The 26,519-nt window shown below is 59.7% G+C and carries 26 protein-coding genes and 1 tRNA gene; 18 read left to right on the forward strand and 9 right to left on the reverse strand.

All coding sequences use genetic code 11. The features are described 5' to 3' along the window. Window position 1: 1 nt before the first annotated feature. The 3 genes from minD to AC07RZ_RS12100 all read right to left on the reverse strand — a co-directional run bounded on the left by minD (window position 2) and on the right by AC07RZ_RS12100 (window position 2,043). Window positions 2-817: a septum site-determining protein MinD gene (minD, locus tag AC07RZ_RS12090; protein ID WP_014007883.1), complete on the reverse strand. Its 816-nt coding sequence runs from the start codon at window positions 815-817 to the stop codon at window positions 2-4. Window positions 818-939: 122 nt separating this feature from the next. Beyond that, complete coding sequence (gene minC, locus AC07RZ_RS12095) at window positions 940-1,683, reverse strand: septum site-determining protein MinC (protein ID WP_144739390.1); 744 nt, start codon at window positions 1,681-1,683, stop codon at window positions 940-942. A 284-nt stretch (window positions 1,684-1,967) separates the two neighbouring features. After that, window positions 1,968-2,043 (reverse strand) — tRNA-Phe (locus tag AC07RZ_RS12100). Between the two features lie 172 nt (window positions 2,044-2,215). Between AC07RZ_RS12100 and AC07RZ_RS12105 the strand changes: the two genes are divergently transcribed. The 5 genes from AC07RZ_RS12105 to AC07RZ_RS12125 all read left to right on the forward strand — a co-directional run bounded on the left by AC07RZ_RS12105 (window position 2,216) and on the right by AC07RZ_RS12125 (window position 7,245). Beyond that, window positions 2,216-3,463: an FAD-dependent monooxygenase gene (locus AC07RZ_RS12105; protein WP_494668082.1), complete on the forward strand. Its 1,248-nt coding sequence runs from the start codon at window positions 2,216-2,218 to the stop codon at window positions 3,461-3,463. Window positions 3,464-3,474: 11 nt separating this feature from the next. Further along, window positions 3,475-4,197: a DsbC family protein gene (locus AC07RZ_RS12110; protein ID WP_494668083.1), complete on the forward strand. Its 723-nt coding sequence runs from the start codon at window positions 3,475-3,477 to the stop codon at window positions 4,195-4,197. Window positions 4,198-4,245: 48 nt separating this feature from the next. Further along, on the forward strand, window positions 4,246-4,845 hold the full coding sequence (locus AC07RZ_RS12115) for a nucleotidyltransferase family protein (protein WP_494668084.1): 600 nt from the start codon (window positions 4,246-4,248) through the stop codon (window positions 4,843-4,845). Window positions 4,846-4,914: 69 nt separating this feature from the next. Beyond that, window positions 4,915-5,373, forward strand: coding sequence for a DUF3429 domain-containing protein (locus tag AC07RZ_RS12120; protein ID WP_144739386.1), 459 nt, complete (start codon window positions 4,915-4,917; stop codon window positions 5,371-5,373). Between the two features lie 3 nt (window positions 5,374-5,376). Then, entirely contained in the window at window positions 5,377-7,245 is a 1,869-nt protein-coding gene (locus tag AC07RZ_RS12125; RefSeq protein ID WP_494668085.1) for a M61 family metallopeptidase, read from the forward strand. Between the two features lie 50 nt (window positions 7,246-7,295). Here AC07RZ_RS12125 and AC07RZ_RS12130 read toward each other — a convergent pair whose 3' ends face one another. Both AC07RZ_RS12130 and grxD read right to left on the reverse strand, forming a co-directional pair. Continuing rightward, window positions 7,296-7,910, reverse strand: coding sequence for a UbiX family flavin prenyltransferase (locus AC07RZ_RS12130; RefSeq protein WP_494668086.1), 615 nt, complete (start codon window positions 7,908-7,910; stop codon window positions 7,296-7,298). An 8-nt stretch (window positions 7,911-7,918) separates the two neighbouring features. Next, complete coding sequence (grxD, locus tag AC07RZ_RS12135; protein ID WP_014007875.1) at window positions 7,919-8,230, reverse strand: Grx4 family monothiol glutaredoxin; 312 nt, start codon at window positions 8,228-8,230, stop codon at window positions 7,919-7,921. A 299-nt stretch (window positions 8,231-8,529) separates the two neighbouring features. On the opposite strand from grxD, the gene rplU reads away from it, so the two are divergent. The 4 genes from rplU (at window position 8,530) to proB (ending at window position 11,745) form a co-directional block, all read left to right on the forward strand. Further along, window positions 8,530-8,841 carry a 50S ribosomal protein L21 gene (gene rplU / locus AC07RZ_RS12140; protein WP_038493216.1) on the forward strand — a complete coding sequence of 104 codons (312 nt, stop codon included), beginning with the start codon at window positions 8,530-8,532 and terminating at the stop codon, window positions 8,839-8,841. A gap of 38 nt (window positions 8,842-8,879) precedes the next feature. Beyond that, window positions 8,880-9,137 carry a 50S ribosomal protein L27 gene (gene rpmA, locus AC07RZ_RS12145; protein WP_014007873.1) on the forward strand — a complete coding sequence of 86 codons (258 nt, stop codon included), beginning with the start codon at window positions 8,880-8,882 and terminating at the stop codon, window positions 9,135-9,137. Window positions 9,138-9,407: 270 nt separating this feature from the next. Further along, the gene (gene obgE / locus AC07RZ_RS12150; RefSeq protein WP_494668087.1) at window positions 9,408-10,517 is read left to right on the forward strand and encodes a GTPase ObgE; all 1,110 of its coding nucleotides are present in this window, start codon (window positions 9,408-9,410) and stop codon (window positions 10,515-10,517) included. 109 nt (window positions 10,518-10,626) lie between these two features. Further along, on the forward strand, window positions 10,627-11,745 hold the full coding sequence (gene proB / locus AC07RZ_RS12155; RefSeq protein WP_494668088.1) for a glutamate 5-kinase: 1,119 nt from the start codon (window positions 10,627-10,629) through the stop codon (window positions 11,743-11,745). Window positions 11,746-11,826: 81 nt separating this feature from the next. Here the strand turns inward: proB and AC07RZ_RS12160 are convergent, their stop codons facing one another. Next, window positions 11,827-12,438 (reverse strand): CNP1-like family protein, encoded by a 612-nt coding sequence (locus tag AC07RZ_RS12160; protein ID WP_494668089.1) that lies wholly within the window; start codon window positions 12,436-12,438, stop codon window positions 11,827-11,829. Beyond that, window positions 12,435-13,010, reverse strand: a complete 576-nt coding sequence (locus tag AC07RZ_RS12165) for an RNA pyrophosphohydrolase (RefSeq protein ID WP_061541701.1) — start codon at window positions 13,008-13,010, stop codon at window positions 12,435-12,437. Before AC07RZ_RS12165 ends, AC07RZ_RS12160 begins: the two co-directional genes overlap by 4 nt. 285 nt (window positions 13,011-13,295) lie before the next feature. On the opposite strand from AC07RZ_RS12165, the gene AC07RZ_RS12170 reads away from it, so the two are divergent. The 5 genes from AC07RZ_RS12170 to AC07RZ_RS12190 all read left to right on the forward strand — a co-directional run bounded on the left by AC07RZ_RS12170 (window position 13,296) and on the right by AC07RZ_RS12190 (window position 19,693). Next, the gene (locus AC07RZ_RS12170; protein ID WP_144739382.1) at window positions 13,296-15,038 is read left to right on the forward strand and encodes a proline--tRNA ligase; all 1,743 of its coding nucleotides are present in this window, start codon (window positions 13,296-13,298) and stop codon (window positions 15,036-15,038) included. Between the two features lie 139 nt (window positions 15,039-15,177). Continuing rightward, on the forward strand, window positions 15,178-15,762 hold the full coding sequence (locus AC07RZ_RS12175) for a lytic transglycosylase domain-containing protein (RefSeq protein WP_494668172.1): 585 nt from the start codon (window positions 15,178-15,180) through the stop codon (window positions 15,760-15,762). A gap of 218 nt (window positions 15,763-15,980) precedes the next feature. Next, window positions 15,981-17,426 (forward strand): alkaline phosphatase, encoded by a 1,446-nt coding sequence (locus tag AC07RZ_RS12180; protein ID WP_494668090.1) that lies wholly within the window; start codon window positions 15,981-15,983, stop codon window positions 17,424-17,426. Window positions 17,427-17,588: 162 nt separating this feature from the next. Further along, on the forward strand, window positions 17,589-18,920 hold the full coding sequence (locus tag AC07RZ_RS12185; protein ID WP_494668091.1) for an alkaline phosphatase: 1,332 nt from the start codon (window positions 17,589-17,591) through the stop codon (window positions 18,918-18,920). Between the two features lie 86 nt (window positions 18,921-19,006). Next, window positions 19,007-19,693, forward strand: coding sequence for a hypothetical protein (locus tag AC07RZ_RS12190; RefSeq protein WP_494668092.1), 687 nt, complete (start codon window positions 19,007-19,009; stop codon window positions 19,691-19,693). Window positions 19,694-19,792: 99 nt separating this feature from the next. Here the strand turns inward: AC07RZ_RS12190 and AC07RZ_RS12195 are convergent, their stop codons facing one another. Together AC07RZ_RS12195 and ffh are read right to left on the reverse strand one after the other, a co-directional pair. Beyond that, complete coding sequence (locus tag AC07RZ_RS12195; protein ID WP_494668093.1) at window positions 19,793-20,161, reverse strand: SWIB/MDM2 domain-containing protein; 369 nt, start codon at window positions 20,159-20,161, stop codon at window positions 19,793-19,795. Window positions 20,162-20,474: 313 nt separating this feature from the next. Beyond that, a complete protein-coding gene (gene ffh, locus AC07RZ_RS12200; RefSeq protein WP_092396981.1) occupies window positions 20,475-21,842 on the reverse strand; it encodes a signal recognition particle protein in 1,368 nt (455 codons plus the stop codon). A gap of 273 nt (window positions 21,843-22,115) precedes the next feature. Here ffh and AC07RZ_RS12205 point away from each other — a divergent pair, with 273 nt between their 5' ends. The 4 genes from AC07RZ_RS12205 (at window position 22,116) to AC07RZ_RS12220 (ending at window position 26,519) form a co-directional block, all read left to right on the forward strand. After that, a complete protein-coding gene (locus AC07RZ_RS12205) occupies window positions 22,116-22,925 on the forward strand; it encodes a cytochrome C assembly family protein (RefSeq protein WP_092396979.1) in 810 nt (269 codons plus the stop codon). Beyond that, a complete protein-coding gene (locus tag AC07RZ_RS12210; protein ID WP_144739375.1) occupies window positions 22,922-23,185 on the forward strand; it encodes a PP0621 family protein in 264 nt (87 codons plus the stop codon). Before AC07RZ_RS12205 ends, AC07RZ_RS12210 begins: the two co-directional genes overlap by 4 nt. 99 nt (window positions 23,186-23,284) lie before the next feature. After that, window positions 23,285-25,018 (forward strand): sensor histidine kinase, encoded by a 1,734-nt coding sequence (locus AC07RZ_RS12215; protein WP_494668094.1) that lies wholly within the window; start codon window positions 23,285-23,287, stop codon window positions 25,016-25,018. Between the two features lie 25 nt (window positions 25,019-25,043). Then, entirely contained in the window at window positions 25,044-26,519 is a 1,476-nt protein-coding gene (locus AC07RZ_RS12220; RefSeq protein ID WP_494668095.1) for a sigma-54-dependent transcriptional regulator, read from the forward strand.

Genomic DNA, 26,519 nt, shown 5'->3' on the forward strand with positions numbered 1-26,519 from the left:
GTTATTTCCCTCCAAAGATGCGGTGCAGGAAACCCGGTTTTTCATAGGAGGTAAACCGCAGGGTGACGTCTTCGCCGAGGAAGCGCGAGACGACGTCTTCGTAGGCAAGGGCGACATCGCTGCCCTTGATGTGGATCGCCGGATTGCCCTGGTTGGAGGCGTGCAGCACCGATTCCGATTCAGGAATGATGCCGATCAGCGGAATCCGCAGAATATCCTGAACGTCGGTGTACGACAGCATTTCACCGGCTTCGACGCGCTTGGCCGAATAACGGGTGATCAGCAGATGTTCCTTGACCGGTTCGCCGCCGTTCTGCGCGCGCCGCGATTTTGCCTGGATGATGCCGAGGATGCGGTCGGAGTCGCGCACCGACGATACTTCAGGGTTGGTGACGACGATCGCTTCATCGGCAAACGTCAACGCCATCACGGCGCCGCGTTCGATGCCGGCCGGCGAATCGCAAATGATGTATTCGAAGTCCATCTTGACCAGGTCGTTAAGAACGGTCTCCACGCCTTCTTCGGTCAGCGCATCTTTGTCGCGGGTTTGCGAAGCCGGCAGGATGAACAGGTTTTCGCAATGCTTGTCCTTGATCAGGGCCTGGGTCAAGGTGGCTTCCTTGTTGACCACGTTGATCAGATCGTACACCACGCGCCGTTCACAGCCCATGATCAGATCCAGGTTGCGCAAGCCGACGTCAAAGTCGAGCACAGCCGTTTTGTGGCCGCGCATGGCCAGACCCGATGCAAAACTGGCGCTGGAGGTGGTCTTGCCAACTCCGCCTTTGCCGGACGTAACGACGATGATTTTTGCCACGAAGAGCTCCTTTATGCATTGCGGGACAGAGTGCAAGGGCCACCGTAACGTGGCGAATTACATTTTCCGTGCGACCCTGCCCTCAACTGACTAGATAAAAAGTTACAAGATCCTAGATTCGATTAATTACGGCTAGCGGAATTGAGCGATAGTACGTCAATCCGGTCGCCGCTCAGGCGGATTTGTGCCGGCTGGCCTTTTTGTTCAGGCGGCAAGCCATTCTCGAAAGTGCGGTAGACGCCGGCGATGGACACCAGTTCGGCCTCCATGCTGGCGGCAAAGATGCGCGCCGAAGTATCGCCGCTGGCGCCGGCCAGCGCCCGTCCGCGCAGCGGCGCGTAGACATGGATGCTGCCGTCGGCAATGATTTCGGCGCCATTGTTGACGGTGGCGGTGATGACCAGGTCGGCGTCGCGCGCATAAATCCGCTGCCCGGCGCGTATCGGCGTATCGATGATCATGGTGCTGGCGGCAGCCCTGGGAGGCGGCGCGGCAACCGGCGCTGCTGGCGGCGGCGCGGCGGCCGCCGGCTCCTGGCGGGCGGCAACGACATGATCGATGCTCAAGCCGCTGGCAATGATGTCGGCTTCCATTTCCGCCGGGGCATTGCGTACGGCAACTGCGTTCAGGCGATATTTTTTCAGCAGCTCTATCAGCTGCGGCCAGTCTATGGGCGAGCGGTCCGGTCCCAATGCGGCAACATCGATGACAGCAAATTCGTTGTCAAAGAAATCGGCGGTGCCGCCGGTCATTTCCTGCAAAGCGGCTTCCAGAGCCATCGGATCTGAATCATGCAAGATGGCGGATACGGCCACCACGGTAGCAATTTTTATTTCAATCGGCTTGCGGGATTTGTTTTTGAGCATAAAGCAGTGAGGTGTATGGGCAACCAAGGCGGAAAGTGCTGACGGATTGGCTTATAGAGCGTTTAGGCGGCAATTGGTTCGCTTATTAGTCTGCTTAAAGGTGTATAAAATATTGTCTTGTTTTGTGATCTTACCAAATCTCGGGAGAAGATCACGAAAAAAGCACTGCCCGCCTGTTGTTCTTCCATGCCGCTGTGCCCGGCCTGCGCTGCGGATTCCCACGCTTTGCGGAGCGCCGGAAATGCAAAAAGGGCTTAGCCGAAGCTAAGCCCTTTTTCTGTTTTTGGTGGCCCGGGGCGGAATCGAACCACCGACACAAGGATTTTCAATCCTCTGCTCTACCGACTGAGCTACCAGGCCAAGGGACAGGAGTATAGCAAAACATTTTCGATCCGCAAAGCCCCTTGTTGAATCTTCTTGAAAAAACTTTGCGTTGCTCAATTTGTGGGCGGCAACATCATGCCCGATCGTTGGAAAACCATATTTAACGGGGCCTGCAGGGCTTTGCAGGCGTAGTCGCTATAATGGCGAAATGAAAGATATCGCATCAATCTCGAAAAATACTGGCGCCGCGCCGATGGCGAAATACGATATTTGCATCGTGGGCAATGGCGCTGTCGGCAAGGCAGCGGCGCTGGCCTTGGCGCAAGCGGGTTTGCGCGTTGCTTTGCTGGGAATGCCGGCGCCGCCCGCATCAGCCGCGGCGCCCGATGCCTGGGATACGCGCGTGTACGCGCTGAACCATGTGGCGCGCAGCTTGCTGTCGACAGTCAAGGTGTGGGATGCCCTGGATCCGGCGCGGATAAGCGCGGTGGAAGGGATGGCGATCAAAGGCGGCACGGATAGCGCGGCCGGCAACCTGGCGTTTGACGCCTACAATGCGCGCGTCGATGCGCTGGCCTGGATTGTCGAAGACAGCAACCTGAACCAGGCGCTGGATGCGGCGCTGAAATTTTCCTCGAATGTGCATCTGCTCAGCGGCCGCGCCAAGGCGCTGCAAGTGGACGCGGATGCGGCGTCCCTGCAGCTGGAGTCGGGCGAGGCCATCGGCGCCGCGCTGGTTGTCGGCGCCGACGGCGCGCAATCCTGGGTGCGCGGCCAGTGCCAGATCGGGATCGATTACCGTTCGTACAAACAGCGCGGGGTGGTCGCCAATTTTGCATGTGAGCGGCCGCATCACGGCGTTGCCTATCAATGGTTTACCGAAACTGAAGGCATCGTTGCCTTGCTGCCCTTGCCCGGGCAGCGGGTATCCCTGGTCTGGTCGGCGCCGGAGGCCCTGGCGCTAGAACTGTTGAATCAACCTTTGCCAGAACTGGCCGCGCGCCTGACGGCGCTGGCCGGCGACAAGCTGGGCCAATTGCTGCCGCTGCAGCCGGAGCTGGCGCAGGCATTTCCATTGTCCTTGCTCAAAACCCATTCGATGGTGGCGCCGCGCGTCGCCCTGGTCGGGGATGCCGGCCACGTGGTGCATCCGTTGGCGGGACATGGCATGAACCTGGGTTTCGGCGATGTCGCCGCCCTGGTCCAGGTACTGGCCGAGCGCGGCGGGCATCGCGATTGCGGCGATGCCGGCATGCTGGCGCATTATGCGCGCGCGCGCAAAGAAGAAATACTCTTGATGCAGGTGATGACCGATGGATTGGAGCGGCTGTTCGGCTTCGATTTCGGGCCGTTGCGTTTGCTGCGCAATACCGGGTTGAACTTGCTGGATAAAGTGCCGGTCTTAAAAAGACAATTGATGGCCCACGCCTTGGGTCGGACAGCTGATAAAGAATAACTGGAACAACGATGAAAAAAACAAGCGTGATGTTGGTGGCTTTGCTGGGACTGTGGGTAAGCGCCGCCGGCGCCGAGACTCCCCAGGAAACCGCGGTCAAGAAGCTGATAGAGCCGCGCCTGGGAGATAACGTCAAGGTTGATGAAGTAACCAAGACCCCTTATTCCGGCCTGTTTGAAGTACGTGTCGGCAACGATATCTTTTATACCGACGCCGCTGCCAAGTATGTGTTCGTCGGCCGCATCATGGACGCGCAGACCTCGCGCGACTTTACCAGCGAGCGGGTAAATGAGCTGAGCAAGGTCAAGTTCTCTGACTTGCCGCTGGACCTGGCAATGAAAAAGGTCAAGGGCAATGGCAAGCGCGTGATCGCAGTGTTCGAAGATCCCAACTGCGGCTATTGCAAGCGCTTCCACAAGACTACCTTGCAGGACGTCGACAACGTTACCGTGTATACCTTCCTGTACAACATCCTGGCGGACGATTCCGCGGTGAAGGCCCGCAATGTCTGGTGCAGCACCGACCGCAACAAGGCCTGGACCGATCTGATGGTCGACGGCAAAGCCGCCACAGCAGCGCCGGCAGCCTGCCAGGCGCCGAACGACAAGGTATTGGCGCTCGGCCAGAAGCTGAACGTGACCGGCACGCCGACGATCATTTTTGCCGACGGCTCCCGCACGCCAGGCTGGATCGATGCGAAAACCATGGAAGCCAAATTCAGCACTTTGAAATGAGCCGGGCGCCTGCCATCCGGCGGGCGCGACTTTTCTCCGTAACCTGTCATGAGCGGTCGATCATATAGCGGACAAATCGTCGGCCTGCTGCTGGCTGCCGGCCGTGGCCGGCGTTTCGATCCCAGCGGCGCGCGCAGCAAATTGCTGCAATCGTTGCCGACCGCTGGCGGCCAGACGGTGCTGGCAACGGCTGCCGGCAATCTGGCGGCGGCGCTGCCGACATGTGTCGTCTTGCGCAGCGACGCGCCGGATCTGGCCGCACAGGTTGCGGGCTATGCCTGGGTGTCATGCGCAAGCGCGGATGACGGCATGGCGGCCTCGCTGGTGTGCGGCCTGGAACAGACCGCGGACGCCGCCGGCTGGGTAATCGCCTTGGCCGACATGCCCTATGTGCGGGCAGCAACCATCCAGGCCCTGGCGTTGGCATTGCATCACGGCGCCGACATTGCGGTGCCGACCTGTCTTGGCCGGCGCGGCAATCCGGTGGGCTTCAGCCGCAAGCACTTGCCGCAGCTGCTGGCTTTGCAGGGCGACCAGGGCGCGCGCGGCTTGTTGCAATCGTATCCTGTCGTCGAAGTGGCGGTGGACGATCCGGGCATCCACCAGGACATCGATACCGTCGCCGATATACGACAATCCCCGGCTTGAAGCGCGCAATCCCGCTACACTATCGTCTTTTTGCGCAGCCAGCGCTGTCCTTCCTGACGAAGTCACCAGATGAATCCACATTTCCTGAACAAACGTATTATTCATTTACTCGGTTATGCCGGATTGATTCCGTTCGTGCTGCTGACGCTGGCATGCTGGCTGGTCAACACCGACTGGCTGCGCGATTTCATTCGCGGGCAGCTGGCCTATGGCATCGCCGCCTTGTCTTTTCTCGGCGGGATCCACTGGGGCGCGGTGGTGCTGCGGGCCGACCTGTCGGCCGACCAGACAAAGAAAGCCTTGGTCTGGGGCGTGGCGCCGACCAGCATCGCCTGGTTCTCGACCATGGCCGGCGGTTTCGGTTTTGCTTTGCTGATCGCCGGGTTCATTGCCGCTTACCAGGCCGACAAGCGCTTGTTCCCATGGTACGGCTTGCCGGCCTGGTTTATTGAATTGCGTTTCAGATTGACATGTGTGGCGGTGGCGGCGCTGATGCTGACCGTGATTGCCGGGAATGTCCGAGGATAAATGATGAAGAAAAATACTGCAAAACCAGGCGCCAAGCCGGCAATCGCCAAATCCGCCCGCGGCGGCCTGAGCTACAGCATCGTCGCGGCCGATCCTGCCGCCCATCTGTTTGCGGTGACCCTGAGCATTGCCGAGCCTGCCGCAGTGGGACAGATCGTCGCCTTGCCGGCCTGGATCCCTGGCAGCTACATGATCCGCGAATTCGCGCGCAATATCGTACAGATCCGCGCCGAGTCGAACGGCCGCAAGATCGCTCTCAAGAAACTCGACAAGCACTCCTGGCAAGCGGCGCCATGTGACGGGCCGCTGACCTTGCACTATCAGGTGTACGCATGGGACCTGTCGGTGCGCACCGCGCACCTGGACCAGACCCACGGTTTCTTCAACGGCACCAGCGTATTCCTGCGCGCGGTCGGCCAGGAACATGCGCCGCATATCGTGGATATCCAGCGTCCGCAAGGCGACGCCTATGAAGCGTGGCGCATCGCCACCGCACTGCCGACGCTGAAAGCCAAGCGCGGTTCGTTCGGCAGCTATGTCGCCGCCAACTACGACGAGCTGATCGATCACCCGGTTGAAATGGGGACCTTCCAGCTGGCGACTTTCAAAGCGCACGGCGTGCCGCACGAAATTGCGATTACCGGCAATGTGCCGAACCTGGACCTGGCGCGCTTGAGCGCCGACCTGAAAAAGATCTGCGAAACCCAGATCAGCTTCTTCGAACCTGCCGGCAGCAAGTTTGCCAAGCGCGCACCGATGCAACGTTATGTGTTCCTGACGCTGGCGGTGGGCGACGGTTATGGCGGCCTTGAGCATCGCGCTTCCACTGCATTGATTTGCGCGCGCGCCGATTTGCCGGTCAAGGGACAAGCGGAAATGAGCGACGGTTACCGCACCTTCCTTGGCCTCTGCAGCCATGAATATTTCCATACCTGGAACGTCAAGCGCATCAAGCCGGCAGCGTTTGCGCCCTATGACCTGCAGGTCGAAAACTACACGCCATTGCTGTGGCTGTTCGAAGGGTTCACCAGCTATTACGACGACCTGATGCTGCTGCGCAGCGGCCTGATTGACCAGCCTGCCTATTTCAAGCTGATTGAAAAGACCATCAACGGCGTGCTGCTCGGCAGCGGCCGGCATAAGCAAAGCGTGGCCGAATCCAGCTTTGACGCCTGGGTCAAATATTATCGCCAGGATGAAAACGCGCCAAACGCGATTGTCAGCTATTACACCAAGGGCTCGCTGGTGGCGCTGGCGCTGGACCTGACGATCCGTAGCGAAACCAAGGGCCGCAAATCGCTGGACGACGTGATGCGCGCCCTGTGGCAAAAGTACGGCCGCGATTTTTACGCCGGCAATGCATTGAGCGGCCGCGGCGTCAGCGAAACCGCGGTCGAAGCCTTGTTCGATGAAGTGACCGGCCTCAAGTTGAAGCGTTTCTTCGATCGTTATGTGTGCGCAACCGATGACTTGCCGCTGGCGAAATTGCTGGCGCCGACCGGCATCGTGCTGGCCGACAGCCGCAAGCCGGGTAAACCGTCGCTTGGCGTGCGGACCGCGCGCAATGGCGGCGACACCAGGCTGGCGAACGTCTATGAAGGCGGCGCGGCGCATCGCGCCGGTTTGTCGGCGGGCGACCTGCTGGTAGCGATTGACAGCATCCGGGCGAGCAATAACCTGGAGGCGCTGCTGGCGCGCTACCGGGTTGGCGACAGCGTCGTCATCCATGTTTTCCGGCGCGATGAACTGATGGCGTTCAAGGTCAGGCTGCTGGCCGACAGCACGCCGCAGATCGGTTTGAAGGCGGAAGCAAAACCGGCGCTGGTGCCGGCGCTGCGCACCGCCTGGCTGGCAGGGCGCAGCGGTCGTTAAGCGTTATATCTGATGGAAAAAAGAAGGCCGGCGCTGTTTGTCCGGCCTTTTTAATCGGCTTTCAAGCCATTCCAGCGCGGTGTCAGCGTGTGCTGCACGGCGAACAGGTCCAGCACCCGTCCCAGCGTATGGTCGACCATTTCCGCAATGCTTTGCGGCCTGTGGTAAAAGCCGGGGAGGGGCGGGAAGATGATGCCGCCCATTTCAGTGACGCTGGTCATGTTGCGCAGATGCGCCAGGTTGAAGGGCGTTTCGCGCACCATCAGAACCAGCCGCCGGCGCTCCTTGAGGACAACATCGGCGGCGCGCGTGATCAGGTTGTCGGACAGGCCGTTGGCGACCGACGCTAGGGTTTTCATCGAACAGGGCGCGACGATCATGCCGTCCGACTGGAACGAGCCGCTGGCGATGGCCGCGCCGATATCGCGCACATTGTGCACCACGTGCGCCAGCGCCTCGACTTGCTTGCGCCGCATCTCCAGTTCCTGGTGCAGGTTCAGCACGCCGGCATCGGAAATCATCAGGTGGGTTTCGACGCCGGGCATCTCGCGCAACAGCTGCAGCAGCCGCACGCCGTAAATCACGCCGGTGGCGCCGGTGATGCCGACAATCAGGCGGCGCGGCGGCTGGCTGGCGTCTGCAGCTGGGCGGCTGGACGAGACCACGTAGGGTCTCAGGCCGTCAGCAAGGTTTTCAGTTCGCCGGAATCAGACATCTCGTTCATGATGTCGGAGCCGCCGACGAATTCGCCGTTGACGTAGAGCTGCGGAATGGTCGGCCAGTTGGAGTAGTCCTTGATGCCTTGGCGCACGGTCGGGTCTTCCAGGACGTTGACGGTGACGATGTTTTCGGCGCCGTTAGCCTTTAACAGCTGGATGGCGCGGCCGGAAAATCCGCATTGGGGGAATTGCGCGGTTCCTTTCATGAACAGCACCACTGGGTTGCTGGTCACGGTTTCCTTGATCCACGCTTGTACATCGCTCATGGCAATACCTTAAAAAGTTTCAGAATACCGCCATTATATGAAAAAGGCTGTTGTGCTGCTGGTGAGTCTGCGGCGGCAGGTGGTTCCATGGCAATATTCGGCCGGAGTTGCCCGGCGAAAGTGCGGAACTGTGGTGAATTCCGCACTTGTCAAGAGATTTTGACGAAAGCGCCAAGTCCATGTACAATCTCAGGTTCTCCCGATTCCGCCCAGCGATTTCAAGCTTTTCCGTCGCTGAATATGGTGTTTTAGGAAAGAAATTTTTTTAATAGTCTTCAATCATTTCGATGAGGTTTCATATGTACGCGGTCATAAAAACCGGTGGCAAACAATATAAGATTGTTGCCGGCGAAAAACTTAAAATAGAACAGATACCTGCAGACATTGGCACCGAACTCACTATTGATCAAGTGCTCGCAGTTGGCGCTGGTGACACCATCAAGTTTGGTGCACCGCTGGTCGAAGGTGCTACGGTGTCGGTTAAGGTATTGGCGCAAGGTCGCCACGATAAAGTCAAGATCTTCAAAATGCGTCGTCGTAAGCATTATCAGAAGCATCAAGGCCATCGTCAAAATTACACCGAAATTCAAATCGTTTCGATCAACGCTTAATTGCGTCGGTTGACTTAACTAGATACCAGGAGTTTTAAATGGCACATAAAAAAGGCGGCGGCACTACGCGCAACGGCCGTGACTCAGAGTCAAAGCGACTTGGCGTCAAGGTCTACGGTGGCCAGGCGATCAACGCCGGCGGCATCATCATTCGTCAACGCGGCACCAAGACGCATCCAGGCGAAAATGTCGGCATGGGCAAGGATCACACCCTGTTCGCACTGATCGACGGCAAAGTACAATTCGTAACCAAGGGCGCTACCCAGCGTAACTACGTTACTGTCGTAGCAGCTTAAGTTTCTGTAAGCGTCGACACAGGCAAGGCGTCAGCCTTGTTGCGAAAGGCTCTGCCGCTGGTGGAGCCTTTTTAGTTTCTGGTCGTAAAACACTGTTCAGGCAAGCCGGAACACGCAGCGTGTCTATTCCGCCGGCGATGGCTTGTGCCTGAAGCAATGGCATTCTTGCAATACAGGCTTGGGCCTGGGCTGCAACGATGGCCAAAAATCGGTAAAGTTACCTGTGTCTTTCAATAAGAATTTAACCTCCAACCTCATTAGGACCTTCGAATGAAGTTTATAGATGAAGCAAAAATCGAAGTCATTGCCGGCGATGGCGGCAATGGGGTTGCGAGTTTTTGCCGTGAAAAATTCCGCCCGTTCGGCGGCCCTGACGGTGGCGACGGCGGCGTAGGCGGCAGTATCTGGGCCGTGGCCGACCGCAACATCAACACGCTGGTCGATTACCGTTTCTCCAAGATGCACCGGGCTGGTCGCGGCGAAAACGGCCGCGGCTCGGATTGCTACGGCAAGGGCGCCGACGATATCAAGCTGCGCATGCCGGTCGGCACGCTGATCGTCGACGTCAACACCGGCGAAGCGATCGCCGACCTGACCGATCACGGCCAGGAAGTCTTGCTGGCCAAGGGCGGCGAGGGCGGCTGGGGCAATATCCATTTCAAATCCTCGACCAACCGCGCGCCGCGCCAGAAAAGCGACGGCAAGGAAGGCGAACGCCGCGAATTGCGGCTGGAGCTCAAGGTGCTGGCCGATGTCGGCCTGCTGGGGCAGCCGAATGCCGGCAAATCGACTTTCATCACCGCGGTGTCGAATGCCCGTCCGAAGATCGCCGATTATCCGTTTACCACGCTGCACCCGAATCTCGGCGTAGTCCGCGTCAGCCACGAGAAAAGCTTCGTGATCGCCGATATCCCAGGCCTGATCGAAGGCGCGGCGGAAGGCGCGGGGCTGGGCATCCAGTTCCTGAAGCATTTGCAGCGTACCGGCTTGCTGCTGCACATCGTCGACCTGGCGCCGTTCGAAGACACGGTTGATCCGGTCAAGGAAGCCAAGGCGATCGTCAAGGAACTGAAGAAATACGATCAGTCGCTGTTCGACAAGCCGCGCTGGCTGGTGCTCAACAAGATCGACGTGATCCCGGAAGGCGAACGCGTCAAGCGCGTCAAGGATTTCATCAAGCGTTTCGGCTGGAAAGGCCCGGTATTCGAGATTTCCGCGCTGAACCGCGACGGCTGTCCAGAACTGGTGACGGAAATCTACGGCTACCTGGCCGAGAAGCGCCAGCAGGAAACCCGCTCGGAAGAGACGCATATGGTGGCGGAAGCGCAATCCATCCTGTCCATCGATCCGGACGATCCTCGCTTCAAGATACTCGACTAAGCAAGTATCCGGCACTGGTGGCCGGGGGGAAATCGATCCCTCTCGCCATCGGTCTATTTTTTTCCCGCCACCTTGTGCCTTCAGCCGCCGAGGCACGATAGATAAAAATATGAATTCCGTCATTCAAAAAGCCAAGCGCATCATTATCAAAGTCGGATCTTCCCTGGTGACCAATGACGGCAAGGGGCTGGATGCCGGCGCCATCGCCAAATGGGCGGCCCAGATCGCCGAGTTGCGGGCGATGGGCAAGGAAGTCGTGCTGGTCAGCTCCGGCGCCGTGGCCGAAGGCATGCAGCGCCTCGGTTTCGACAAGCGGCCGACCAGCATCGATGAATTGCAGGCGTGCGCCGCCGTCGGCCAGATGGGCCTCGCGCAGATCTATGAAACCAGCTTCCGCGCCCACAATATCCGTACCGCCCAGGTATTGCTGACGCACGCCGACCTGGCCGACCGCGAGCGCTACCTGAACGCCCGCTCGACCTTGTTCACCTTGCTGCGCTTCGGCGTGGTGGCGATCATCAACGAGAACGACACCGTGGTCACCGATGAAATCAAGTTCGGCGACAACGACACCCTGGGCGCACTGGTCGCCAACCTGATCGAAGGCGACGCCCTGATCATCCTGACCGACCAGAAGGGCCTGTACACAGCCGATCCGCGCAAGGACCCGAATGCCGAATTCGTGCATGAAGCCAAAGCCGGCGATCCGGCGCTGGAAGTGATGGCGGGCGACGCCGGCACCAGCATCGGCCGCGGCGGCATGATCACCAAGATCCTGGCCGCCAAGCGTGCCGCCACCTCGGGCGCCCACACGGTGATCGCCTGGGGCCGGGAAGACGCGGTGCTGACCAGGCTCGCCGGCGGCGAAGCCATCGGCACCCAATTGAATGCGCAGACCGCGCAACTTACCGCACGCAAGCAGTGGATGGCGGATCACTTGAAAACCGCCGGCAAGGTCGTGCTGGACGCCGGCGCGGTGCAGAAATTGCGCAACGAGGGCAAATCGCTGCTGCCGATCGGCGTCACCGCGGTGTCCGGCGAGTTCGGCCGCGGCGACGTCATTACCTGTACCGATATCGACGGCCACGCCATCGCGCGCGGCATCAGCAATTACACCAGCTCGGAAGCGCGCCGCATCATGCGCCATCCTTCGGCGGAGATCCAGTCTATCCTGGGTTTTGTCGAAGAATCGGAATTGATCCATCGCGACAACATGGTTTTGCTCTAAACGGCAAGACCGGCGTTCCGGATAAAAAAACGGCTCCGCAAATTGCAGGAGCCGTTTTTACATGCGGGCCGGACGGGCCGGTCAGCTACCTTGTTTGATCGGGCGATTGCTGCGCAGCCTGCTGCGTATATCCTCAACCTTGCCGGCGATCATGCCGTCCTGGCAAAGGAAGTCTTTAGCCAAAGCCGCATGCTGGCGGTTTCCCGACAATTCGCTGATCTGCTTCCAGCCGCTCAGGCGCGCGCGCGACCAGCTGCCGTCTTTCTGGCCAAATGCATATGACTTGTTCTCATAGGTCTGGCAGCGAATCCCTTCGTAGCTGATGTTTTCAGCGCCGCCCTGGCTCTTGCTGACCAACGTGTAGCGGACCACGCCGTCGCTGCCGGCCGATATCGAATTGACATCGATGAAGAAATTCATGGTGGCGGTCGGGCTGACATAGAACGACACCAGGTTAGCGGCTTGCGGCTGCGGTGGGATTTCGGTCTTGATTTCTTGCCAGGACTTGCCGTCGTCGTAATCATCATCGGACATGCCTGAATTGCTGGAATTCGCGCCGGCGCCGGGATTGAACAGATCACCAGCGGCTTGCACATGGGTTGCCGCGCCCAGCAACAGCAGGCTGGCGGCAAGTAGTTGCGATATCTTGTTTGTAACGGAAGGACGAAAGGCAAAAGCCATAAAGATGCTCACTTCTTTTCGGGTTCGGCACAGGCCGGAGGGGATTGAGTCGATGCGCGCGGTCCATGGCCGGTACGCAGGTGACGGGCGTGATGCGGGGCGTTTTGCAGCGGGCGCGTCAGGAAACGTGATAATTCTTGCAAGGCGCGCTGGTAGACATCCCTTTTGAATTCGATCACGACATCCAGCGGCACCCAGTAATCATGCCAGCGCCAGGCGTCGAATTCCGGGTGTTCGGTGAGGCGCAGGTTGACGTCGCAGTCGCGTCCCACCATGCGCAGCAGGAACCAGATCTGCTTCTGGCCGCGATAATGTCCACGCACGTCGCGCTTGATGAAATGATCAGGCACTTCGTAGCGCAACCAGTCGCGGGTACGGCCGATGATCTTGACGTGTTCCGCCTTCAGCCCGATTTCTTCCTCGAGCTCGCGAAACATTGCCTGCTCCGGGGTTTCACCGTATTTGATACCGCCTTGTGGAAATTGCCACGAATGTTCACGCACGCGCTTGCCCCACCAGACTTCGTTCTGGGTGTTGAGCAAGATAATGCCGACGTTCGGGCGAAAGCCTTCACGGTCAAGCATGTTGTTACCTCAAAACTTTCTGCGGCGAGACGGCGCTACTGCGCATTTTGCTAGATATTCTGCTAGATTTCTTGCTTGCCGTCGTCATCGAGGAGCAGGTTCATGGAGCCGCCATGGTTAGGCGCAAAGCTCTGTCCTCGCCCGACTAGGCGCGCAATCTGTCCTTGCCGGTAACAACAATGGCCAGAACATCAATCAATTGTGCAAAGAGTAGGCGCATCAGCCAGCTAATCCTTTAAAATTGAGTTGATTATAACCCTCTCTTTTTAAAAAGAATTCATCGTTATGCGCGCCTCCCGTTTTTTTATCTCCACGCTCAAAGAAGCCCCATCCGACGCTGAAATCGTCAGCCACAAACTGATGATGCGCGCCGGCATGATCAAACGCATCAGTTCCGGCATTTACACCTATATGCCGATGGGACTGCGCGTGATCCGCAAGGTCGAGGGCATCGTGCGCGAGGAGATGAACCGTTCGGGGGCGGTGGAGCTGCTGATGCCGGTGGTGCAGCCGGCCGAACTGTGGCAGGAAACCGGGCGCTGGCAAAAATACGGCGCCGAACTGATGCGCGTCAAGGATCGCCACGGCCGGGACTTCGTCATCCAGCCGACCTCGGAAGAAGTGATTACTGACATCGCTCGTACCGAACTGCGCTCGTACCGCAAGCTGCCGGTGAACTTCTACCATATCCAGACCAAGTTCCGCGATGAGCGCCGGCCGCGCTTCGGCCTGATGCGCGGGCGCGAATTCACGATGAAAGACGCGTATTCCTTTGACCGCGACCTGGATGGCCTGAAACAGTCCTACCAGATCATGTATGACGCCTACACACGCATTTTCCAGCGCTTTGGCCTGCAGTTCCGCGCGGTGGCGGCCGACAACGGCGCCATCGGCGGCACCGGTTCGCATGAATTCCACGTCATTGCCGCTACCGGCGAGGACGCCATCGTGTATTGCCCGAATTCGGATTACGCCGCCAATATGGAAGCGGCCGAATCCCTGCCCCTGTATCCGACCCGTGGCGCGGCCACCCAGGCGCTGACCAGGACGGCAACGCCAGGCAAGGCCAAATGCGAAGCGGTGGCGGAGCTGCTGCAACTGCCTTTGACGCAAACCATCAAGTCGATCGTGCTGACTGTTGAGAAGGAAGCAACAGACAAAGAGCCGGCAAGCAAGGTGGTCTGGCTGCTGATGCTGCGCGGCGACCACGAATTGAACGAAATCAAGGCTAACAAGATTCCTGGCCTGGCTGGTTATCGTTTTGCTACCGAACAGGAAATTGTCGAGTACTTCGGCACGCCGCCAGGCTACCTGGGACCGGTCAACACCAAGAAACCGGTCACCGTAGTGGCGGACGTCACCGTGGCTAACATGCACGATTTTGTCAGCGGCGCCAACGAAGTCGATTTCCACTATACAGGCGTCAACTGGGGCCGCGACCTGCCTGAGCCGCTAGTGTTCGATATCCGTAACGTGGTCGAAGGCGATCCGTCGCCTGACGGCAAGGGCGCCCTGGCGATCCTGCGCGGGATTGAAGTCGGCCACGTGTTCCAGCTGGGCACCGCCTATTCGGAAGCGATGAAAGCGACATTCCTGGACGAGAACGGCAAGCCGCAATTGCTGCAGATGGGATGTTATGGGATTGGCATCACGCGCATCCTGGGCGCTGCCATCGAACAGAATTTCGACGATAAAGGCATCGTCTGGCCGACCTCCATCGCACCGTTCGAAGTGGTCCTGTGCCCCATGGGCTATGACCGCAGCGAGGCAGTCAAGGCCGAGACCGACAAGCTGTACGACACCTTGCTGGCAGCCGGCGTCGACGTCATCCTGGACGACCGCGGCGAACGCCCGGGCGCGATGTTCGCCGACTGGGAACTGATTGGCGTGCCGCACCGCGTGGTGATCGGCGACCGTGGACTCAAGGACGGCCAGCTCGAATACCAGGGACGGCGCGATACCGAGGCGACCACGGTGCCGCTGGCAGATGTGGCAGCGTTCATCAAGGCCCGCCTGGTTTCCCAATAACAACAAAATCACGGCGCATTGGTTTTATGCGCCGTTTTCTTTGTATACTCACCCAAAAATAAAAGTATGTTTTGGGGAGTATCGATTGCGCTGGTCTCGTTGGCTTGGCTTGTTGCCCATATTGTTGCTGTTAGGCGGCATGGCGCACGCCGGAAATCAAAAAGAAGAAGAACTGGCGGACTCGGTACGCCTGGCGTTGTCGCGCGCCATCAACGACGCTCGCCCGCCAAAACCCCAGTTTTCTGAAATCGACCAGCGCATCCAGTACCTGTACTGGCTGGGCGAAATGTCGGAGCGCCTCAAGAAGAAGCTGCCGGATGCGCAGGTGCGCATCGAATTCCTGGAAACCGCCTGGTATGAAGCCAAGCGCGCCGGGCTTGACCCTGGCATGGTGCTGGGCTTGATCCAGGTCGAGTCGGCATTCCGCAAGTATGCATTGTCCAGCGTCAGCGCCCACGGCTACATGCAGGTGATGCCGTTCTGGACCCGCGTGATCGGCGACGCCGACCGCAGCAAGCTGTTCAACATGCAGACCAACCTGCGTTACGGCTGTTCCATCCTGCGCATGTACATCGACATGGAACAGGGCAACCTTTATCTCGCCCTTGGCCGCTACAACGGCAGCCGCGGCCGTCCCGAGTATCCCAACGCTGTGCTGGCCGCGTGGAAACGCTGGGAATACAAGGACGACCTGCCGATCCATACGGTATCCGCACGCAGGTAGCCATTTCCCTTGCCGCCGGCGCTGCCGGCGCGCGCAGTAAATATCCGGTTTTCCAATTCCTCTGATTTACTCGGCGTTACATGGGTAAATCGCCCGTGGCCGTCCCGCTTTCTGAAGATCTGCGCTTTCCGTCATCAGTATGTAATAACTTTTAGTTACAGTTGTTACACATTATTACAAATGATTGCATGTTTCTGATTGACAACACGGAGCGATGAATGAAATTACGTATTCTGATTGCCGCCGCCATGGGAGCGGTGGCACTGGCGGGGTGTAGCGGTTCTAGCAATCCACTGGTCGAGGCGCCGGTCGAGCGGCCCGAGGTCAAGGTTCCCGGCAAGAACGTCATCTTCTTTTTGGGCGATGGCATGGGGATCACCACCATGACCGCTGCCCGCATCTACAAAGTGGGCGAAGAGGGCGACCTGACCATCGATACCTTGCCGGAAACCGGCTTTGTCACCACCTATTCCAACGACGCCCAGGTAACCGACAGCGCGCCGTCAATGGCCGCCTACATGACCGGCATCAAGGCCAATAACGAAGTGATCTCGATGTCGGCCAATACCAGCGCGCGCGACGCCGGCGGCAAAAGCTATGTCAACGGCGCCGACAGCACCTGCCCGAGCGACAACGGCACGCCGGCCGACACTTTGCTGGAAATCATGAAGGCCAAGGGTTACAGCACCGGCGTCGTGACTACCACCCGGATCACGCATGCGACGCCGGCCGCGACCTATTCGCATATCTGCCATCGCGACGGTGAAAACAATATCGCCGCCCAGCTCACGCCTAAGGGCGCCGGCTTCAACAGCAAGCTGAGCGACGGCGTCGACGTCATTTTCGGCGGCGGCCGCCGTCATTTCCTGCCGAAGGCCGATGCCGACAGCAAGCGCAGCGACAGCCGCGACCTGGTGGCGGAATTCAAGGCAGCCGGCTATACCTATGCCAGCAACTTTGCCGAATTCGACAAGATCGGCGCCGCGACGCCGAAAGTGGTCGGCCTGTTCCACAAGGACCACATGACTTACGACCTGGACCGCGATGCCGCCAAGGAACCGAGCCTGGCGCAGATGACAAGCAAATCGATAGACCTGCTGAGCAGCAAGAAGACCGGTTTTTTCCTGATGGTGGAGGGCGGCCGCATCGACCATGCATTGCACGCCACCAATGCCCGTCGCGCGCTGCAGGAAACCGTCGCTTTCGATGACGCGATCAAGGCCGCGCTGGACAAGATGCAGCAAGTCGATCCGGGTTTGAAAAACACCCTGGTCGTAGTCACTGCCGACCATGACCATTCGATCCTGCTGAACGGCTACGCCAAGCGCACCGGCAAGACCACCAGCAGCGAACCGGGCGTACTCGGCCTGGTGAAAAATGTCGCTACCGGCCAGCCAGAACGCGACATCAACAACAACCCTTATACCGTGATCGGTTTCGGCAACGGCCCCAACCACCTGGCCGCGCGCGGCGCGTTGTCCGATATGCAGGTGGCTGACAAGGACTACATGCAAGAGTCGGTGGTCCCGACCGAAGCCGGCGGTGAAACCCACGGCGGCACCAATGTCTTCATCGGCGCGCAGGGCCTGGGGGCCGAGAATATTCGCGGCGTGCTCGACAACACCGAGGTGTTCGGCCTGGTGAAAAAGGCCGTCGGCCTGTGATGCTTCCAGCGAAACGAATTTGCCGAATATATACAAAGGTCAGAGATGAAAATGATGAAATCAGCCAATAAGCCAGCCAGCAAGCAATTCCAGCGCCGAATCCATCAATGCGCCGCATTGTGCGTGTTGTCGCCGCTGTCTTTACTCTTCAGCGCAAACGTCATGGCAGCCGACGCCGCTGCCGCGAAAAACGTTATCTTCTTCCTGGGCGACGGCATGGGGCCCGTAACCGTGACTGCAGCGCGCATCTACGGCCACGGCGAAGCAGGCCGCCTGACCATGGAGACCTTGACCCGCACCGCGCGCGTCAAGACCTTCTCGCTGGACGCCCAGACTACCGACAGCGCGCCATCGATGGCGGCCTACATGACTGGCGTCAAGATGAAGAACGACGTGATCTCGATGTCGTCCGATACCAATGCCTTCGACGCCAGCGGCAAACCGTACCAGGCCAAGGCAGATTCCACCTGCGTGGCCGGCAACGGCCAGCCGGTGCAGACCCTGCTGGAACTGGCCAAAGGAGCAGGCAAGGCGGTCGGCGCGGTCAGCACCACCCGCATCAGCCATGCGACTCCAGCCACGACTTATGCCCATGTCTGCAACCGCGACGCTTACAACACCATCACCGAACAGGCGACGCCAGGCGCGGCGCGCTACAACACGGCGCTCAAGGACGGCGTCGATGTCTTGCTGGGCGGCGGCTTGCGCCACTTCCTGCCGAAAAGCACGCCGGGCAGCCAGCGTAACGACGAACTCGATGCGCTGGGCATGTTCAAGGCGGCCGGTTATACCTACGTCGCTTCGGGCAGCGAACTGAGGAGCGTCAATCCAGCCGGCGTCAGCAAACTGCTGGGCCTGTTCAGCGCCAGCGACATGGATTACGAACTGGACCGCGTCAAGAAAAACCTGAACCAGCCTAGCCTGGCCGAGATGACCGAAAAAGCCATCGGCGTGCTCAAGAAAAATCCGAAAGGCTATTTCCTGATGGTGGAAGGCGGCCGCATCGACCATGCATTGCACGGCACCAACGCCAAGCGTGCGCTGGAAGATACCCTGGCGTTTGACGCTGCGATCAAGAAGGCGCTGGAACTGGTCGATCTGAAAGATACCTTGATCGTGGTCACCGCCGACCATGACCACGCGATCGGTTTCAACGGCTATCCCAAGCGCGGCAATCCGATCCTGGGCAAGGTCGCCAACTACTACGATGGCAAGCTGGCCCTGGCTGCCGACGGCAAGCCCTACACCACGCTGGTGTTCGGCAACGGCAACGCACCGCGCCGTCCGGAAGACGGCGACCTGACCAATGTCGACACGGAAGCGGACGACTACCTGCAGCAGGTCGGCGTACGCTTTGCCGGCTCGCCGGGCTCTGAAACGCATGGCGGCGGCGACGTGATGCTGTTTTCCGCCGGCGCCGGCAGCGACAGTTTCAAGGGCACGTTTGAAAACATCAAGGTGTTTGGCAAAGTGAAGAACGCGCTTGGCCTGTAATGTTTTTTCTTGAGTGATGTTCAGGCCGTCATCCGGATTGGCAGATCCGGCGATGGCGGCATTTTTTTGGTGGAAAAATGGCTTTCTTGAAAAATTTGACGAGCGGCCTGAAGGCTTCGATAGGTGCGCTGGCGTTGTTGTCGGCCTCGCCGGCGGCGCTGGCGGCAGTCAGCGCACCCGACCAGAACCTGCAGGTGCAGCATTATGCGATGGTATTGGGGCGCGACGGCGTCAAGCGCGAAACGACGTTCACCGAACGCCTGTACCGGCGCAGCGACCAGGTATGGACCGAACGCCTGATCGCCGCCGCAGCCGCCGCCGATCAGCACGACCACAGCGGACATAACCATCCGGACGCCGGCAGCTCGCCGATGTGGGTGCGGCGCCAGGCTGACGGTTCGCTGGATGCACGCCTGGTCGAGCGGCACCAGCGCCGCACCGTCAAGGTCGATTCCCAGTATTACGGCAATATCGGTTTCAACGGCAATTGGGGCAGCACCTTCTACCTGAGCGATCCGCAGAGCCTGAAAAACATGCGGGCCGTCGGCGCCGTCAAGGACGGGGTCCAGCTGTACGAGAGCAAGCGCGGCGACTTGACGGTACAGGTCAGCTGGGATGTAAAAGGCCAGTATCCGCGCCGGGTGGAGTCCTTCGATGCGCATGGCCTGGCGCGCCGCCAGACCCTGGTCAGCGTCATCGCCGCGCCGCCGGTGCTGCCATGGAAGACCTTGGCCGGCTACGCGGAAATCGATTACTCGGATCTGCTCGATTGACGCCGGATACTGCAGATACAAAAACGCCCGCGTGCTGCGGGCGTTTTTGTTTGGCACTCAGGGCGGCGGGTTGAATCAGGTCCGGCTAGGCCCTAAGCATTATTTCAAGTGATCGGAAATGAGTTTGGTCATTTCAAACATCGACACTTCTTTTTTGCCGCCAAAGACAGCTTTCAGTTTTTCATCAGCAATGATATTGCGTTTGTTTTCTGGATTCTGCAGTTTGTGCTTCTTGATGTATTCCCAAACCTTCTTGGTAACTTCCGTGCGTGGCAGTGGAGCAGCGCCGACGACAGCAGCCAGGACAGCTGACGGCGTCAATGCTTTCATGAATGCTGCGTTAGGCTTGCGCGCTACTTTCGGAGCGTCGGCTTTTTTGACTGCAGGCTTGGCTGCCGCTTTGACCGGAGCTGCTTTGGTCGCTGCTGACTTCTTTGCTGCAACTGCTGGTTTTTTGGCTGTGGCCATCTTTGAGCCTCCTTCAGGGATAGTGAAAAAATGCGTCAAGCACGCATCGCTAATAGTGTTGCGCTTTTCCTGGCGATGCAAGCGTTTTTTGCGGGTTTGTGCGGGATTTGATACGGAAGCGGAACCCCCCGCCCGGCGCGGGAAACGCCCGCTTAGCGGGCTTTTGCGGCGGGTTGCCGGAATTCGGGCAAGGTAACAAATGCCCGCTGCTGCCGGCCGGCGGCTTCCCGTAAACGGCATAAACAGGCGAAAAGCCTTGCAAGTCAATGACTTGCAAGGCTTTTCAGGGGACTGCGGCAGTCCTGGCGCGTGCTTAGCGCATGCCCGGCATCATGCCTTTCATGCCGCGCATCATTTTCATCATGCCGCCGCCTTTGAGTTTCTTCATCATCGACTGCATTTGGTCAAATTGCGACAGCATGCGGTTGACTTCCTGCACCTGGACCCCGGCGCCGGTGGCGATGCGACGCTTGCGCGAAGCCTTGATCAGTTCCGGTTTTGCGCGTTCCTGGGCGGTCATCGAATTGATGATGCCCTCCATCCGGCGTACCTGTTTTTCCGCCTGGTCCATATTGGCGCCGCCGGCCGCCTGCTGGAATTGCGCCGGCAATTTGTCCATCAGGTTGGACAGGCCGCCCATTTTTTTCATCTGGCCGAGCTGCGCCTTGAAGTCGTTCAGGTCGAATTTTCCGCCGCCCTTGATCTTGTGCGCAAGATCCTTGGCCGCGGCGACATCGACGCCTTTCTGGGCTTCTTCGACCAAGGCCAGGATGTCGCCCATGCCGAGGATGCGGTTGGCCATGCGGGTCGGGTCGAAGGCTTCCAGGCCGTCCAGTTTTTCGGCGGTGCCGGCGAACTTGATAGGCTTGCCGGTAATATGCCTGACCGACAGCGCGGCGCCGCCGCGCGCATCGCCGTCCAGTTTGGTCAGCACGATGCCGGTCAGCGGCAGCGCGTCATTGAACGCCTTGGCGGTATTGATGGCATCCTGGCCGAGCATGGCGTCGACCACGAACAGGGTTTCGATCGGCTTGACGGCGGCATGGATCGCGCTGATTTCCTTCATCATCGCTTCGTCGATGCCGAGCCGGCCGGCGGTGTCGATGATCAGGACGTCGTGATAATGGCGCTTGGCGTAGTCGAGCGCGGCCAAGGCGATGTCGACCGGCTTGTCGGTGGTGGCGGTCGGGAAGAAGTCGGCGCCGACCTGGGCGGTGACGGTCTGCAGCTGGCCGATCGCGGCCGGGCGGTAGACGTCGGCCGAAACGGTCAGTACCTTTTTCTTCTTTTGCTCGCGCAGGTATTTGGCCAGCTTGCCGACGGTGGTGGTTTTACCCGCACCCTGCAGGCCCGCCATCAGGATGATCGCCGGCGGCTGGGTGGCGAAATTCAGCTGCGACGCCTCGGGACCGAGATCGGCCCCCATCAGCGACGCCAGCTCGCGCTGCACCACGCCGACCAGGGCCTGGCCCGGCGTCAGCGATGCAATCACTTCTTCGCCTAGCGCTTTTTGCTTGACGTTGGCGATGAACTCGCGCACCGCCGGCAAGGCGACGTCGGCTTCCAGCAAGGCCAGGCGGACTTCGCGCAGCATGTCTGCGGTGTTGGTTTCGGTGAGGCGCGCTTCGCCGCGCATGGTTTTGACGACTTTGGCGAGGCGTTGGGTAAGATTGTCGAGCATGGTGGGTAACAGCGTTTCCAGAAGAAGTGCGTGGTTAATGTGGACCGTTTTCGCGTCATCGATACCCTGATGCGCCTTAAAATGGCCACGATAATGCATGTAAACAGCCATTTTACCTGATGCGGGCCGAGGCCGACCCTGGAATGAAGGCCGCTGTCCGGGGATAGCCGGGGATGATGTACAAGATGCAAGAAATGACGGCCGGCTTATCTCGCTGGCCAGCCACGCTGTTTGAGCACGCCGCGCAGACGCCACATGTTGTAAACTTATGCGATGCAAACATATCTTTTCGTTCTGGTGGCGCTGCTATATATAGGCTGCACCTTCTTGCCGTCGAGCCGCCGCCAGACCATCTCCATTGTTGTCGCCGTCGCCTGGGTGCTGCATGGCGGCGTGCTGTGGTCCGACGTGGTCGGGCCGGAGGAGCTGCGGGTCGGCTTTTCGATGATGCTGTCGGCGACCTTGTGGGTGTCGGTCGCCGCCTACTGGCTGGAAAACCGCAACTACACCTTGGACGGCCTGCGGGTCCTGGTGCTGCCGATGGCGGCGCTGGCGGCGGTCCTGCCGGCCATGTTCCCGGGGAACATGGTGGCGCTGAACGGCAAGTCGCCAGTGTTCCTCTGGCATATCGTGATTTCCATCCTGGCCTACAGCACCCTGACTATCGCCGCATTCCATGCGGTGCTGATGGTATTGCAGGAATCGCGCCTGCATACCCGTCCGGGCGGGGCGAAAGCCGGCTGGTTCGGGCATGCGCTGGATCGCTTGCCAGCCTTGCTGACCATGGAAAAGCTGCTGTTTCGCCTGATTGCTTTCGGATTTTTCTTGCTGACGCTGACGGTGCTGTCGGGGGTGGTGTTTTCCGAGGAGCTGTTCAACAAGGCCTTCAAATGGGATCACAAGACCATTTTCACCATGTTGTCATGGGCCTTGTTCGGCCTGTTGCTGGCAGGCCGCAAATGGCAAGGCTGGCGCGGCCGCACCGCGCTCAGCTTTACCTTGACCGGATTTGCCGTTTTACTGCTGGCGTATGTAGGGAGCCGTTTCGTGCTTGAAGTCGTGTTGCATCGGGTATTGGTATGAAACTGATTATTTTAATTGTCGTGGTATTGGCTGTCATCGTCTGGCTGCAGCGCCTGAAAAAGAATCTCGGCCGGGATCGTTCCGCCCCAGGCGGATCGACCTTTGACCATGGCCCCTCGGCCGCCGGCGCTTCGCCACAAGCCGAAGCCATGGTGGCTTGCGCCCATTGCGGCATGCATTTTCCGGCATCGGAAGCGCTGGCCGATGCTTCCGGCGCGGTTTTTTGCAGTGCGGAGCACCGTCGCCTGCATGCTTCCTGAATTTCATCCACTTTGAGCCGTTATGCTTATTTCAGCCGGGGCCGGCGCTTGATAGCGTCCGGCCTGCGATTGCCCGATCCATTGTGAGACAGGACCCGCATGACTAGCTCCACCGTCGCCCCGTTGAGCGGTAAGCCGGACACTTTCTGGCGCACGCTCCAGACCTTCAACGTGACCCGGATCGTGGTTGCAATGGTGATGCTGGCCTATCTCAGCACCCAGAGCAAGAACGAGACCTGGTTCTCGCAGCTGTTTACCAATCCGCAGACCTGCAGCGTCTACCTGCTGTGCGCCGCAGTCTTCACGCTCGTCACGGCGTATTACCACCGCCATTACATGGCGCAGATAGTGCTGCCGATCACGGTCGACATGATTGCAGTGTCGATCCTGTATATAGGCGCCGGCGGCGCCAAGGGCGGACTGGCCATCCTGTACCTGTTCCCGCTGGCCGGCTCGGCAATCCTGGCGCCGCTGCTGGTGGCGCTGTTGTTTGTGTCGATTGCGACCATAGTGCTGCTGGCGGAAAGCGGTTACCAGATCTTGCAGTCGGCGCCGGATGCCTCCAGCCTGCAAGCCGGTTTGTATGGCGGCGCTTTCTTCTTTGCCGTGCTGGTGATCAACCGGCTTGCCGACAAGCTGATCAAGCAAGAGGAGCTGGCGACCCAGCGCGGCAGGGACCTGCGGGTGCAAATGGATATCAATCGCATCGCAATCAAGGATATGGGGGACGGCTTGCTGGTGGTCGATCCGCTTGGCACCCTGATCATGGCGAATCCGGCGGCGGAGCGCATGCTGGGTTTGTCCTTGTCGGATGAGGAACAGCAGCACAAACTGAGCGATTATGCGGTGCTGGCGCCGATAACCGATGCCTTGTTTGCCTGGGAATCGCGGGTAAGCGACCTGCCGCATGCGGTTTCGCCGGCGGTAGGCGAGGCGGTATTCGTCACCATCAAGCATACCGATGACCTTGGCCAGGACGCCGCGGCCATCGACTGGAGCGGGCGGCGCGAGCTGGCGGCGCATTTGAAAGTGCGCTTTGCGGCAGTCAGGATGCGCGAACTGAGCGAGTACCGGGCAGTCATCTTTTTGCAGGATGTCAGCGAAATCGAGAACCAGGCCCAGCAACTGAAACTGGCTGCCATGGGCCGCCTGACCGCCAGCATCGCCCATGAGGTACGCAATCCGCTGGCCTCGATTTCCTATGCCGCCACCTTGCTGGCGGAAGAGGCGACCGACGAGGCCGAGGCGCGCCTGCTGACGATCATCGAAGACAACGTAGCGCGCCTGAACCGCATGATTGAGGATATCCTGAAGCTGTCGCGCAAGGCGCAGCGGCAGCTGGAGCCGATCTTGCTTGCGCCCTTGCTGCAGGAGATCGTCAGCGATTTCAGGCAGACCCATGCGGTGGCGCCAGCCGCGATTGACTTGCAGATCGATGCCGCGGACCGGCAAAGCGTGTGGTTCGACCCCTTGCACCTGCGTGAAGTCGTGACAAACCTGCTGTCGAATGCGGTGCGTTACGCCAGCGGCCGTCCGGGCGGGATGCGCTTGCAGGCCATGTCCAGCGTCGCCGGGCGCCTGGAACTGCATGTGCAGGACGATGGCGAACCGATTTCGCCGGCGGTGCGGGCGCACCTGTTCGAGCCGTTTTACACCACCTCCAGCAAGGGCACGGGGCTGGGCTTGTTTTTAGCGCGCGAGTTGTGTTTGAATAATGGCGCGTTGCTCGATTATGAATACCGGCATGATGTCCAAGGACAGAATTCCAGCCATGTGAGTGGCCGTTTTGTTATTGCGTTTGCTGCCCATGACCCTGTGTCTCCTGCTGATTAGAATTGACTGAAAAAAGACGAATGCCATGAGCTCACCCCGTATTCTGGTTGTTGACGACGAAGCGCACCTGCGCGAACTGCTGGAAATCGCCTTGGTCAAGATGGGGCTGGATGTCGACAGCGCCGACAGCCTGTCCGCGGCGCGCAGCCATCTGGCGCAAAATGACTACGCGCTGGTCCTGACCGACATGCGCCTGCCGGACGGACTCGGGATCGAACTGGTGCGTGAAGTCACCGCTGGCGAAAAGGTCATACCGATTGCCGTGATTACCGCCTACGGCAGCGCCGACAATGCCGTCATGGCGCTGAAGGCAGGTGCTTTCGATTATCTGTCGAAACCGGTGGCGCTGGACCAGCTGCGCCTGATGGTGCAATCGGCGCTGCGCGTCGGCAAGCCGGTCGAAACCCCGCGGCCGGTGGCGGACTCGAAACTGCGCGCCGGTGCCGGCTCAACGTTGCGCCTGATCGGCCAATCCGCCGCCATGCAGGAATTGCGCACCCAGATCGTGCGTCTGGCGCGCAGCATGGCGCCGGTGGCGATCACCGGCGAGTCCGGCAGCGGCAAGGAACTGGCGGCGCGCGATATCCATGCGCTCAGTCCGCGCGCCGACAAGCCCTTTGTCGCCGTCAATTGCGGCGCAATCCCGGAAGCCTTGATGGAAGCGGAGTTCTTCGGCTACCGCAAAGGTGCGTTTACCGGCGCAGCCGATGACCGGGACGGATTTTTCCAGGCCGCCAACGGCGGCACCTTGCTGCTGGATGAGGTTGCCGACCTGCCGCTGGCGATGCAGGTCAAGCTGCTGCGTGCGATCCAGGAGCGCCGCGTGCGCAAGGTCGGCGCGACGGTGGAGGAGGCGGTAGATGTGCGGCTGGTCAGCGCCACCCACCAGAATCTGGCCGAGTGTGTCGAATCAGGTAGATTTCGCCAGGATTTGTACTATCGTTTGAATGTTATCGAATTAAAGCTGCCGCCGCTGCGGGAACGGCTGGATGACATCGACCTGCTGGTCGCCGCGATCCTGGGGCGCCTGTCGGCGTTTACGCCGCAGGCGGAACAAGTGACGCTGGCGCCGGCGGCGCTGTCGGCTCTTTGCGCTTATGCGTTTCCGGGCAATGTGCGCGAACTGGAAAATATCCTGGAGCGGGCGCTGGCGTTCGCCAATGACGGCGTAATTGAAGTGGCGGACCTGGGTTTGAAAGGGGCTGGCCAGGGCCGGCCCGTGGAAGCGCCGGACCTTGCCGACCATTACAGCGATGCCGCGCTGGCGGCCGGTGCGCCGGCGGGCATGGAGCCGGTTGTTGCCGGCGTGGCGGCGCCGTTGAACGGCGCCGAACTGCCGTCCTCGCTGCCGGACTATCTTGACGATATCGAGCGCGACGTCATCCGGCAGGCGCTGACGCGTACGCATTTCAACCGCACCAAGGCCGCCGATCTGCTGGGCATCAGTTTCCGCCAGCTGCGCTACCGGATGCAACGATTGTCGATCCACGAGCAAGATTAG

The organism is Collimonas sp. GW821-FHT07E08 (assembly GCF_059418905.1).